The organism is Neobacillus drentensis, from assembly GCF_036962765.1.
GTDB lineage: Bacteria > Bacillota > Bacilli > Bacillales > Cytobacillaceae > Neobacillus > Neobacillus drentensis_C.
Genome location: NZ_JBALOS010000201.1, coordinates 8824 through 21382 on the forward strand (window position 1 = coordinate 8824; position 12559 = coordinate 21382).

The window sequence follows — 12559 nt, forward strand, 5'->3', positions numbered from 1 at the left end:
TGTTGATTGGAGTGGAAGGCGCAAGGACTCCTGCGGGAGGACGAGGAGGCTCACCGAACCGCCCGCGCCTGGAGCGGAAATCAACAGGCAAGTTTAACAGAGCCTTTCTTTTAATAAAAAAGCTTTAGCGCCGCCAAGGTTTTGTAATGTCAAAAAATATACATATATTTGTATATTTATAAATAGAAAGAAAACCAAATTTATTGAAAGTAGTAGATTTAATCAAACAAATTATGAAAACGCTTACTAAGAAATCAGCATAAATATTCAAAAAAATCACTAAAAAAGATTGTCAAACTATTCTTTTTTTATTATAATCTATTTATTGATGTAACGAAATATAACATGAAATTGCGAGGTAATGTAACATGACAAATACACTAGTTTCAAATGCGACTGTAGCAGCAACTACTCTTGAACAAATTAAAGAAACGATCAAAGAAAAAAGTGTTGAACTATTACACTTGCAATTTGTTGATATTGAAGGGATCTTAAAGCATGTTACGGTTACAAGCGAGCAATTAGAAGATGTAGTAGAAGGAAAAATGATGTTTGATGGCTCGTCTATTAAAGGTTTTTCACCTATTCATAAATCGGACCTTTATCTGCAACCAGATTTAGCTACCTTTGCTGTTCTTCCTTGGACCGTAGAAGAGGGTTATGCTGAAGCTAGATTCCTATGTTCTGTAAAGAACGCAGACGGATCACTATTTGAAGGAGATACAAGAAATGTTCTCAAGAAAACAGTGGAGCGTGCTGCTAATCATGGGTACACGATTTCAGTTGGTCCTGAGTTAGAATTTTTCCTTTTTAAAACGGATGAAAATGGATATGCAACACAAGAACTTGGTGATAAAGCAGGCTATTTTGAACCATCTCCACATGACCTTGGCGAGCGTGTTCGTTTAGAAATTTACAGAGCCTTAAAAGCAATGGGCTTCACAATTGAAGCTTCACACCATGAAGTGGCTGAAGGACAACATGAAATTAACTTTAAATATGCGGATGTATTAACTGCAGCTGATCTATCCACTACATATAAATGGGTCGTGAAGACGGTTGCGAAGAAATTCGGAATGCATGCTACATTTATGCCAAAGCCGGTATTCGGAATCAACGGTTCAGGTATGCACGTGAATATGTCATTCTTTGAAGGAAGCGAAAATGCATTTTTTGATCCATCCGATGAGTTACAATTATCTGAAAAAGCGTATCATTTCATTGCAGGTGTCCTAGAAAACGTGAAGAGCTTTACGGCAGTAACAAACCCACTAGTAAACTCTTACAAGCGTTTAGTTCCAGGTTATGAAGCACCTTGTTATATTGCATGGTCAGCATCTAACCGTTCAGCACTAATTCGTATTCCAGCAAAAAAAGGTCTCGCGACACGTGTAGAATTACGCTGTCCAGATCCATCAGCTAACCCTTACTTAACGTTTGCAGTTATTGCCTCTGCAGGTTTAGATGGAATCGAACAAGGACTACAAGCGCCTGCGCCAATCAATGAAGATATCTTCCATATGACGGAAGAGGAAAGAGCCTTCCTAGGCATTGATAACCTGCCTGGTAGTTTAGCAGAATCAATTAAAGAATTAGAAGCAGGAGAGATTGCTGCTAAAACACTAGGTGAGCACGTATACGGCGAGTACGTTTCACTGAAGAAATCAGAATGGGACAGCTACCGTACAGCTGTTCACACATGGGAAATCGATAACTATCATTCTAAATTCTAATTTAAAAAGCGGGACAGCAGGGCTGATGCAGCCCTAGTTGCCCGCTTTTTTTATTTGTATAAAAATAATGAAAAGGACAGCCTCTAATAAGAGACTGTCTTCCAGTAGTGGTTCCTTGCACAAAATTTAATATTCCAAACAGGATTAATCCTGCATGCTATTTCACTTACAGTGATGCCATGCCTTCTTGAATACACATAATCCGAAGATAAGGAATGCAAGGAAGCCAATTAAAGCGATAAGGAAGTTTAGAACGGTAACAATTAAACCACTTAGTCCGATTACTCCAAGCAAGAGAGCCACCCAGCCCAATGCTACAAACAATAACCAAATGACACCTGTTAAAAATCCTAGAAAAATCCCAAAAATTCCACCGGAAGAATAGTTAGTACCCATCTGATTTCACCCCCTGTCCTAGTTTGTTCACCAACATTGTATGCGGTTGTTTTTAAAAATGTTTTATAAATATAGAAAAAGAGGCGATTGTCCTAAAAGCGTCCTTTTTGGAAAAATACGAACAATAATTTATAAAAATATTATTATAATTATCGTTTTGTATTAATGNNTTTATACAATCAAATAACAAACATTGCACAAGGAGTGAAACTGTTTGATTGATTTAAATAAAGTGTAAAAAATATTATGTGAAATGGGGATGAAGTTTCAGATGAAGAAACGTTGGCTCAAAGCTATTTCAGCAGTTGGGATACATATATCATATTGTGATGTATTTCACAAAATGTTCAAGATTATGATGGTTACCGCGAGTAATATCGTTGTATATTATCACTATAGTCATGTTGTTTATATTTATTAGGGGGATTACTCATGAAAAAGATATTTCAGATATTATTAACATTAGGTATAATTATGACACCTTTTTTTGCACAAGCACATGTGAAATGTTCACAAAAGTAGTGCCGCATAAGGAGTCCATTGAACATATATTATCACCCATGTTTATATTTTTAACTTTAGTTGCGTCTATTATATTAGCCGCATTAACATTGATCATTCCAAAAATGGCTGAATGGGAACCAGTGAAAAAAATGGAGAACTGGCTCTCCGGGTTAAGAAAGTACTCTAGGTATTTATTAAAATATGGGACTGCCGTTGCGCTGATGATTCAAATGCTGAATGGAACTCTATTTGCTCCTGAGTTCCATGTTGGTAGTACGATCATTATTGTATTAACATGGATTACGATTGGATTTTTATTGATTCCGCATCATATCTCGACAAAAATTGGTGCTTCCATTTTATTCGGATTATTTATATATGTAACGATTCATCATGGCATTTTCTATATGTTAGATTACGGGTTTTACGTAGCCATTATCGGTGTTTTAATGGTAGGAAATACAAAACTGGAGAAGGCAGGGTTCCCATTTCTTTATTTAGGGACAGGGTTATCACTTAGCTGGGTAGCCGTTGAAAAATGGGTATATCCAGGAATGGCTTTAGATATAGTTACAAACCATCATGTGCCTACATTTGGCTTCGAACCAGGTTTGTTTGTAGTGATGGCAGCATTTATTGAGTTTGTCGTTGGCTATTTGTTAGTTGTCGGTATCTTAAATCGTGTGTTAGGTTTTGTGGTAACATGCATTTTTATCTCAACTACAATGCTCTTTGGAATGACAGAAGTCATCGGCCATTTCATGATTCATATTGTATTGATTATCTTCATTATAGAAGGTGTATCATTCTATAATCCGCCAATCAAAATGCATAAAACGAAATCAGATCAATTTATCTTTGTATGTTCAAACTTCATTTTTGTTCTAGCAACCTTTTTATTGATTTATTATCGTTTTGCTTAACTAAATTCAATATTAATTGGGAAGCGATACTTCACGGATTGAAGTATCGTTTTTTCATAGAATGAAAGGACGTGCAGCTTTCAAATATAACCATTATTTGTTAATATTTAAGTGAGTCATTCTTTCCTAAAGTGGGTGAGAATAATTGAAAAATAAGATTCAAGATAAGATTAAGAAAATTTTAAATATTCCAGATGGATTTCTACACGATTTAAATTGGTAGAGAGGAGGGTCTTAATGAAATTACATACGAATTTATGTGAATTACTTGATATTGCTTATCCGATCATTCAAGCGGGTATGGCTGGAGGTCCAACGACCGTGGACCTTGTNNGACTTTGGGTGCGGCGTATATGAAGCCTGAGGAAATAAGAATGGCCATCAGAGAAATTAAGAAGCGGACCACGAAACCTTTTGCAGTAAACTTGTTTTGTACCAATTGGAGCGATCAATATGAGGGTGTGGAAAAGTCACAAATAGTACTTAATGCCATTAGAGGAAAGTTAGGTATGGAAGCTTCGGAACACCACGTAGTGACGAACAACTTTTTTGAAGAACAGTTTAAAATTTTAATTGAAGAAAAAGTACCTGTCATTTCTACTGCGTTCGGTGTCCTTCCTAAAGATAAAATGACTGTAGCAAAGCAGTATAACATCATCATTACTTCCATGGTAACAACTGTTCAGGAAGCACTGTTTGCTGAGGAAAATGGAACAGATATTATCATTGCCCAGGGAAGTGACGCAGGGGGACACCGCGGGACATTTGAATTTGAAAAAAATACCTATGGGGAAACAGTCGGTACCTTTTCGCTTGTCCCTCAGATTGTCGATGCTGTATCAGTGCCTGTTGTTGCTGCAGGGGGCATCATGGATAGCCGGGGTCTAGTTGCTGCCATAGCATTAGGTGCACAAGGGGTACAAATGGGGACCGCTTTCTTAACGACGACTGAGTCGGGGGCTCACCCCGTATACAAACAAGCTCTTCTGAATAGTACGGAAGAAAGTACTGTGATAACGAAAGTTTTTTCCGGCCGTCCTGCAAGGGGAATTAAAAATACATTTATACAAGCCTATTATGACGCCAAAATCTCTCCAGCGGATTTCCCAACACAAAATACCATGACCAATGATATCCGTAGACAAGCAGCTTTGCAAAATAATCCCGAATATATGTCACTATGGGCAGGGCAGGCTACAAGGCTATTACAAAACGAAATACCAGCAGGTAAACTTATTCATGATGTAATGGAAGGGGCCAAAGGGTTACTATCTTCCAATTAATCACTCAAGAAACACAAAGAATATACTTATGGTTAAAAAAGCGCAGATTCCTGCGCTTTTTTGCGTGTGGTTAATCAACATTCTTTTTTAAAAATGAATGAAAGGGACACTTCGATAATGAGGCATCATCATCACGTAAAAAATATTGCCTCCACTCGTAATTGTCTTTATTCCCATAACTATTTAAATCAGGATGTATACGAATCGAATCATAATTTTCTAGTCTTTTTCGAACCTTAGCTTTTATACTTTTTGCAAACGTTTCATGTTTATTGAATTCTTGTAATACCCATCTAGGTGTGATCGCTAGCATAAAGTTGTCAAAGTGTCTGCTTTTCCTATTTTGGTGGGCAGGAGTCGCGCAATACATAAAGTACTGCTCGCCATGAAAACAGAACTCCCAAATCGGATTGTGCGGGTCGAGTGGTATGTGGTTCGGCCAATCCATCCCGTCCTTTTTGCATAGATCACTTAACTGCTGCCAGAATAATTGCTCAAACATTTCTACCGTATACGTGTCTTTCAAGTCTGGTGGTGTTTCATAAAAAATAATCAGCGAGGTATAGTTCCCATAATCTCTAGAAGTTTTCGTGTAGTCACTAAGTAAAGCAGCAACCTCATCTATGGTAGAAGGAAGCCTTGGATCCCCTGCAAACCCGTAACGGATGTGGTTCTTTGTATATCCTATCGTGGCGGGTATACAGGGGAAGGGCCTTTCTTCATCCGTTATTTTCGCTTTGAATTTCTCTAGAGCTGTTCGTTCCCATTGTTGGAGTTGGGGGCGTAGTAAAGGGGTATCATGAAAGAGTGTTTTTATTTTAATCACCTCCTAATGGCTCATACAGTATATTCATGGGTGGATGAGGGAGGTGAATGTACGATCCAATATGGGCGGAGGGTGTATTGTGTTTTAAAAGTTACTTCTAGGGTGTATTTCCTACCACTATGTTGATTAATATAGTAAAATAAGATGGATCGATATGAAGTAAAAGAAGAAATTCAAACGTGTGGAGGATCTAAGGTGACATATCAACAAAACAAACGATTTAAACTGTTTTCATTGAATTCCAATCAAAAGCTGGCAACAGAGATGGCAGAACTCTTGGGCTGCGAGTTAGGTAAATGTTCTGTATCTCATTTTAGTGATGGGGAGATTCAAATTCATATTGAAGAAAGTGTACGCGGCAGTGAGGTGTTTGTTGTTCAATCTACTTCCTACCCTGTCAATGACAATATTTTAGAACTCCTAATCATGATTGATGCTCTAAAAAGAGCATCTGCAAGCATCATTAATGTGGTCATTCCATACTATGGCTATGGTCGACAAGATCGAAAGGCACGTTCGCGGGAGCCAATTACAGCGAAACTAGTTGCGAACCTTTTAGAAACGACTGGTGCAAGTAGAATTCTTACAATGGACCTCCATACTTCCCAAATACAAGGTTTCTTTGATATACCTGTTGAACATCTATATGGTGTTCCAATCCTTGGACAGTATTTTCAGGAAAAAGGTTTAGAAGATATTGTTATTGTAGCGCCACATAATGGCAGCATTGGCAGAGCAAGAAAAGTGGCCAACCTCTTACACGCTCCCATTGCTCTGATTGATAAAAGAAAATTTGAAGAAAACGGTCCCGAATCCGTTAATGTTATTGGTAATGTTGATGGAAAAAATGTGGTTATTATTGATGATTTAATTGATACAGGTGAAACCATCACTTTAGCAGCAAAGGCTCTCGAAGAAAACGGGGCAAAAGCAATTTATGCCGGCTGCACCCATCCTGTTTTTACAGACAAAGCGATTGAAAAAATTGAATCGTCACCAATTAAAGAATTAGTTGTAACCAATACCATCCAGTTACCAGAAGAGAAAATCATCAATAAAATAAAATCGATATCTGTTGCCCCACTGCTTGTCGAGGCAATCGACCGAATTCATAATGAAAAAGCTGTAAGTCCTTTATTTGAATAAATGAATCACTCAAATTTAATAATGAATTATATTCTGCCCAGTCGTAAAACTGGGCTTTTCCCTGCTTGAATTAAATGGGGAGAAATTAGAATTATCATCGAATCTAAGTTTTAAGTTTCGAGAAGAAGGAAAAGGCACTAAATAATAAATTGATAAAATTCATAAAAGAAAACGTTTACTTTATACAACCTCAGTGCTATTATTTATTTATAACTTGTAGGACATGTTACAAAAGAGGGTAGAAAATGAATTTAAATTCCATTGATAAACAAAATGTTGTCAATATTGTTTACGAGCAACTAAAAGAAAACATTGCTAACGGTACTTGGGCTCCTGGGAGCAAGATTCCTTCTGAAACAGAATTGACAAAATCGTTTAATGTAAGCCGGGTCAGTATTCGAAGTGCAATACAGAGACTTAGGGATTTAGGTATTGTTGTTACATATCAAGGTAAAGGAACCTTTGTTTCTGAGAATATTGGTAAGAACGGCATCAATGATTTTGGCATAATTATTCATCTAAGTGAGGAAGAATTTTTAGACATGATGGTATTTCGGCAGACAATTGAATACAAATGCCTAGAGTTAGCTGTAGAAAAAGCAACAAATGAGGACATAAAGAACATTGAGGAAGCACTGAATCAAATGATTCGTTATCGCGATGATTATAAGAAATACTCAGTAGCAGATTTTAATTTTCATTTAGAAATTGCCAAGGCCTCTAAAAATCAAGTTTTTGTAAAAGTAATTGATTCTATTCGAGATATTTACTATAAGTATTTAGAAGAGCTCAATCGGGTCATAGGTGTAACGTTGGAAAGCATAGAAGTGCATTTACAAATATTCCGGTCTATTCAGAATAGAGATGCAGACACAGCAAAAAAGCTTCTTAGTAACGCCATGAAAGATAATATTGAGAGTATTAAAAAAATTAATGATTAAAAAAAATTTACCTCATAAAGAGGTAATCTTTTTTAGAACAACTCGTATGACAACTAACAAGTTATTGTTTTAAAGGTCCTACAAAACACTAAATTTTACAAAAAGGGGTTATAAAATGAAACATTTAGAAATTCGCGATGTAAAAGTGATTTTAACTGCTCCTGGGGGAATCGATTTAGTAGTAGTAAAGGTAGAAACAAATGAACCTGGGTTATACGGATTAGGATGTGCTACCTTTACTCAACGAATTTTTGCGGTAAAATCGGCAATTGAGGATTATTTAAAACCATTTCTTATCGGTAAGGACCCTAGAAGAATCGAAGATATTTGGCAGTCAGCCAATGTAAGCGGATACTGGAGAAATGGTCCTATCATGAATAATGCTTTATCAGGTATTGATATGGCACTTTGGGATATAAAGGGTAAAATTGCTAACCTACCAGTCTACGAATTATTAGGTGGGAAATGCAGAGATGGTATTCCTCTCTATCGGCATGCGGATGGCGCGGATGAAATTGCTGTAGAAGAAAATATACTGGCGCTTATGGAAGAGGGTTATCAGTATACGCGCTGTCAAATGGGGATGTACGGTGGAAGTGGAACTACGGATAGAAGATTAATAGCAACTATGTATGAAAAGTCTACTAGAATTGTGCCTAAGCGCTCGCCAAAAGAATCATTGTCGGGATGCTATTTTGATCCTGAAGCCTATGCTAAAAGTATTGACAAATTATTTGATCACTTGCGTTCGAAAATCGGTTTTAATATGGAATTTATACATGATATCCATGAAAGAATTCCACCTATTGAAGCCGTAAGATTAGCAAAAAGATTAGATCCTTATCACCTTTTTTTCCTAGAGGATCCTGTAGCTCCTGAAAATATTGAATGGCTCCAAATGATTAGACAACAAACCTCCACGCCAATTGGTATGGGAGAACTGTTTACCAATGTAAATGAATGGAAGAGCTTGATTGCTAATCAACAAATTGATTTTATCAGATGTCATGTAAGTTCTATTGGAGGAATTACACCAGCAAAAAAATTAGCAACATTTAGTGAATTATACGGTGTTCGAACTGCTTGGCATGGACCAGGAGATATTTCACCTGTAGGAGTTGCTGCAAATCTTCATTTAGATTTAAGTTCACCCAATTTCGGTATTCAAGAATGGACTCCAATTAATGATGGATTACAAGAAGTTTTCCCTGGATGTCCGGTAGTTGAAGAAGGGTTTGCTTATGTAAATGATAGGCCTGGTTTAGGGGTAGACATAAATGAAGAAATGGCCAAAAAGTTCCCTGTAGCAGGTGGAATTCCTTCTTGGACTTTAGCCCGTACACCAGATGGAACAGCCGTTAGACCATAAAACAACATGATCAAAACCATTTTGAAAGTGTTGTGATGAAGGTTTACATTAGCAGTTTTTTATTGAAAAAAGGAGTGGTTGGAATGAAGGTAGGAACGTACGTATCACCAATGCAGGTAGAAATGACAGAGAGAGAGTTACCATCACCGAAAGCAGATGAAGCATTAATCAAGGTATCCTATGCAGGAATATGCGGAACGGACATGATGATTTTTCATGGATTGCATCCACGAGCAATAGCTCCATTGGTGCTGGGGCATGAGTTTAGTGGTGTGGTTATGGAAGTGGGCAATGATCAACATGTTAAACAGGGAGACAAAGTGGTTGTTGAACCACTTCTAAACTGTGGAAAATGTGCGGCATGCCAGACAGGGCAGATTCATGTTTGTGAGAATTTGAGATATATAGGTATTGATAAAGACGGTGGTTTTACTGAGTATACAACCGTTCCTGTTCATAGACTTCGTGTACTACCGGATTCTGTCACAGAGAAAGAGGGGGCCATGATTGAGCCATTAGCTGTTGCCATTCATACAGTTCGACGCTCGAAGTTGAAAGTTGGTGATACGGTAGCCATCCTAGGTGCAGGACCGATTGGTTTATTAATTGGAATAATTGCCGAACGAGCTGGAGCAGGAAAGATATTCATTTCTGATGTAAGTTCTATGCGTCTTAAAGTTGCAAGGGAATTGGGCTTTGAAGCAATTGATGCTAAGACTATGAACATTGCAGAAGTTGTAAAAGAATACACGAACGGAGTCAGGGCTGATGTTGTCTATGAAGTAGCGGGCAATCAGTTTACAGCAGATCAAATGATTGAATGTATTAAGTCCCAGGGTGAAATTGCGGTTGTGAGTGTCTACAAAAAGCCTCCTACCATTCAACTAGCCGCTATGCATTTTCGGGAAATCTCCTTAATGACAACGCGTTGCTACAGTCAGGAAGATTTTACAAAAGCTATTGAATTGCTTGCACAAAACAAGATCAACCTTGACCTGCTGGTTTCTCATATTCTTAAATTAGAAGATATACAAGCTGGCTTTGAATTAATGGGAAATCCCGACCAATCATTAAAAATTTTATTTCAACCATAGGAGTGGTAATGATGAAACATGCATTTAATTTAACGGGCAAAGTGGCGGTTGTTACTGGGGGGACACGTGGCATCGGCCAGGGGATTGCACTTGGTCTCGCAGATGCAGGAGCAAATATTGTCCTGTTACAACGCTCTACAGATACAAACACTCAAGAGAAAATTAAGAGATTAGGTGTACGCTGTGAGATCGTTCAGTGCGACCTAGAAAATCTAGATGAAGTGAAACAAGCTATCCCTAAGGCTATCGAGGCAATGGGCTCAGTTGATATTCTTGTCAATAACGCAGGTATTCAAAGACGCTCTCCAGCTGTTGATTTTTCGGAACAAGACTGGGACGATGTTCTAACAGTAAATTTAAAATCTGTCTGGCTCCTTTGCCAACAAGCAGGAAGACATATGCTTGAGAAAAATAGTGGGAAAATTATTAATATTGCATCTCTCGTTTCGTTTCAAGGTGGAGTGTATGTGCCGGCATATGCTTCCGCAAAAGGTGCTGTCGGTCAACTCACAAAAGCACTTGCCAATGAGTGGTCTTCAAAAGGGATAAATGTCAATGCAATAGTTCCTGGCTATATCGCGACCGAGATGAATACGGCGTTAATTGAAGATCCTGTTCGGAGCAGGCAGATTTTAGAGAGAATTCCTACAGGACGATGGGGAAATCCAGAAGACTTCAAAGGACCTGCCGTATTTCTAGCTTCAGATGCATCAAATTATGTTCATGGTCATTTGCTGGCGGTTGACGGTGGCTGGCTAGGGCGTTAAAGATATATAGGGGATACAATACACATTTGAATTGGTAGGATAGTTGTTAGTAAGTGGGGTGTCGAATTGAAGGGGAAATATCTGACAAAGGGGAGAATATTTTGAGAGCAGAAAGAAGTATAATGCCAAGAAAAGAATCTAATCCAGTCCATACTAAAAAGACAAACATCCGCTGGATCACAGTAATTATGTTGTTTTTTGTTACTACAATTAACTATGCAGATCGAGCAACAATTTCTGTTGCAGCGACACCTTTACAAACTGATTTGGGTATAAATGCTGTCACGATGGGATTTGTGTTTTCTGCTTTTAGCTGGTCTTATGCCCTTGGACAAATTCCAGGTGGTTGGCTTTTGGATAAATTCGGAACAAAGAAAGTTCTTTTCTGGAGTCTTTTTGTTTGGTCTTTCTTCACTTTATTACAAGGGTTTGTCGGATTTTTTAATGCAGGTACAGCCATCGTAATGTTATTTGTGCTTAGATTTATCGTAGGGCTTGCGGAAGCACCTTCGTTTCCTGGCAATAGCCTAGTAGCAGCCTCTTGGTTCCCGAATGATGAGCGTGCAACAGCATCCTCAATCTTTAGTGCATCGGCGTTCTTTGCCATCATTGTTTTTACACCATTTATGTCTTGGATTACACAAGCCTTTGGATGGGAACAAGTTTTTATAATAATGGGGCTACTTGGCATCGTGATTTCGTTTACTTGGCAAAAAGTTATTTATAGTCCAAAAGATCATCCAAGTGTTAACCACGCTGAACTGGATTATATTGAGCAGGGCGGCGGCCAATTAGATATGATGGCAAAGGGCGCAAATAAAAAAAGCGGGCCAAACTGGTCTCAGATTAAACAGTTACTTAAAAGTCGTATGTTAATTGGCGTTTATATTGGTCAGTATTGTATTTCAACACTTACGTATTTCTTTATGACCTGGTTCCCAGTTTATCTTATTCAAGAACGTGGCATGTCCATTCTCCAAGCTGGGTTTGTAGCTTCATTGCCAGGACTTAGCGGGTTTTTAGGCGGAGTATTAGGGGGTTTATATTCTGATTACCTTTTGAAAAAAGGAAAATCTCTTACGTTTGCTCGGAAAACGCCTATTATTATTGGTATGATTCTTTCAAGCAGTATGATTGCTTGTAATTATACCGATGCGGAATGGCTCGTAGTTGGAATTATGGCCCTTGCTTTCTTTGGAAAAGGATTTGGACAATTAGGATGGGCTGTAATGGCTGATAGTTCTCCAAAAGAAATGGGCGGTCTGAGCGGTGGCCTCTTCAATACATTTGGTAATATTGCTGGTATTACGACACCGATTATTATTGGTTTTATCATTAGTGGAACAGGCTCCTTTAATGGTGCTTTGGTCTTTGTAGGTGTTAATGCTATTGTTGCCATGCTTAGCTACCTGTTTATTGTTGGCGATATTAAACGTATTGAATTAAAAGTTCCTGCTAAATCACAGCGGTAGATTTTTGATTAAATTATCTTGTGAGGCCAACTATTTTTTTAGTTGGCTTTTTTTGTTAGAGAATGAAGAGTTGAATTAGGACCTGATAATAAGTCTTAGTATTAG

At 38.0% G+C, this 12559-nt stretch carries 11 protein-coding genes; 9 read left to right on the plus strand and 2 right to left on the minus strand.

The genetic code is table 11. From position 1 onward, the window contains the following. Window positions 1-368 precede the first annotated feature (368 nt). The gene (gene glnA / locus V7137_RS22495; RefSeq protein ID WP_335700143.1) at window positions 369-1733 is read left to right on the plus strand and encodes a type I glutamate--ammonia ligase; all 1365 of its coding nucleotides are present in this window, start codon (window positions 369-371) and stop codon (window positions 1731-1733) included. 162 nt (window positions 1734-1895) lie between these two features. Here glnA and V7137_RS22500 read toward each other — a convergent pair whose 3' ends face one another. Further along, on the minus strand, window positions 1896-2129 hold the full coding sequence (locus tag V7137_RS22500) for an ABC transporter (protein WP_335700144.1): 234 nt from the start codon (window positions 2127-2129) through the stop codon (window positions 1896-1898). Window positions 2130-2635: 506 nt separating this feature from the next. Here V7137_RS22500 and V7137_RS22505 point away from each other — a divergent pair. Further along, window positions 2636-3556 (plus strand): hypothetical protein, encoded by a 921-nt coding sequence (locus tag V7137_RS22505; RefSeq protein WP_335700145.1) that lies wholly within the window; start codon window positions 2636-2638, stop codon window positions 3554-3556. A 353-nt stretch (window positions 3557-3909) separates the two neighbouring features. Further along, window positions 3910-4839 carry an NAD(P)H-dependent flavin oxidoreductase gene (locus V7137_RS22510; RefSeq protein WP_335700146.1) on the plus strand — a complete coding sequence of 310 codons (930 nt, stop codon included), beginning with the start codon at window positions 3910-3912 and terminating at the stop codon, window positions 4837-4839. Window positions 4840-4909: 70 nt separating this feature from the next. On the opposite strand, the gene V7137_RS22515 is transcribed toward V7137_RS22510, so the two are convergent. Then, a complete protein-coding gene (locus tag V7137_RS22515) occupies window positions 4910-5665 on the minus strand; it encodes a YqcI/YcgG family protein (RefSeq protein ID WP_335700147.1) in 756 nt (251 codons plus the stop codon). A gap of 144 nt (window positions 5666-5809) precedes the next feature. Here V7137_RS22515 and V7137_RS22520 point away from each other — a divergent pair, with 144 nt between their 5' ends. The 6 genes from V7137_RS22520 to V7137_RS22545 all read left to right on the plus strand — a co-directional run bounded on the left by V7137_RS22520 (window position 5810) and on the right by V7137_RS22545 (window position 12454). Beyond that, window positions 5810-6811, plus strand: coding sequence for a ribose-phosphate diphosphokinase (locus tag V7137_RS22520; protein WP_420490164.1), 1002 nt, complete (start codon window positions 5810-5812; stop codon window positions 6809-6811). Window positions 6812-7056: 245 nt separating this feature from the next. After that, entirely contained in the window at window positions 7057-7752 is a 696-nt protein-coding gene (locus tag V7137_RS22525) for a FadR/GntR family transcriptional regulator (RefSeq protein ID WP_335700149.1), read from the plus strand. 115 nt (window positions 7753-7867) lie between these two features. Then, on the plus strand, window positions 7868-9121 hold the full coding sequence (locus tag V7137_RS22530) for an enolase C-terminal domain-like protein (RefSeq protein WP_335700150.1): 1254 nt from the start codon (window positions 7868-7870) through the stop codon (window positions 9119-9121). Between the two features lie 83 nt (window positions 9122-9204). After that, window positions 9205-10215 carry a zinc-dependent alcohol dehydrogenase gene (locus V7137_RS22535; RefSeq protein WP_335700151.1) on the plus strand — a complete coding sequence of 337 codons (1011 nt, stop codon included), beginning with the start codon at window positions 9205-9207 and terminating at the stop codon, window positions 10213-10215. Between the two features lie 11 nt (window positions 10216-10226). Further along, window positions 10227-10982 carry a 2-dehydro-3-deoxy-D-gluconate 5-dehydrogenase KduD gene (gene kduD, locus V7137_RS22540; protein WP_335700152.1) on the plus strand — a complete coding sequence of 252 codons (756 nt, stop codon included), beginning with the start codon at window positions 10227-10229 and terminating at the stop codon, window positions 10980-10982. Window positions 10983-11104: 122 nt separating this feature from the next. After that, on the plus strand, window positions 11105-12454 hold the full coding sequence (locus V7137_RS22545) for an MFS transporter (protein ID WP_335700154.1): 1350 nt from the start codon (window positions 11105-11107) through the stop codon (window positions 12452-12454). The last annotated feature ends 105 nt before the right edge of the window (window positions 12455-12559 follow it).

Coding starts and splice junctions, on each gene's coding strand:
- V7137_RS22505 (WP_335700145.1), top strand. CDS start 2,636: ATGTTCACAAAAGTAGTGCCGCATAAGGAGTCCATTGAACATATATTA.
- glnA (WP_335700143.1), top strand. CDS start 369: ATGACAAATACACTAGTTTCAAATGCGACTGTAGCAGCAACTACTCTT.
- kduD (WP_335700152.1), top strand. CDS start 10,227: ATGAAACATGCATTTAATTTAACGGGCAAAGTGGCGGTTGTTACTGGG.
- V7137_RS22545 (WP_335700154.1), top strand. CDS start 11,105: ATGCCAAGAAAAGAATCTAATCCAGTCCATACTAAAAAGACAAACATC.
- V7137_RS22500 (WP_335700144.1), bottom strand. CDS start 2,129: ATGGGTACTAACTATTCTTCCGGTGGAATTTTTGGGATTTTTCTAGGA.
- V7137_RS22530 (WP_335700150.1), top strand. CDS start 7,868: ATGAAACATTTAGAAATTCGCGATGTAAAAGTGATTTTAACTGCTCCT.
- V7137_RS22520 (WP_420490164.1), top strand. CDS start 5,810: ATGGATCGATATGAAGTAAAAGAAGAAATTCAAACGTGTGGAGGATCT.
- V7137_RS22510 (WP_335700146.1), top strand. CDS start 3,910: ATGAAGCCTGAGGAAATAAGAATGGCCATCAGAGAAATTAAGAAGCGG.
- V7137_RS22535 (WP_335700151.1), top strand. CDS start 9,205: ATGAAGGTAGGAACGTACGTATCACCAATGCAGGTAGAAATGACAGAG.
- V7137_RS22525 (WP_335700149.1), top strand. CDS start 7,057: ATGAATTTAAATTCCATTGATAAACAAAATGTTGTCAATATTGTTTAC.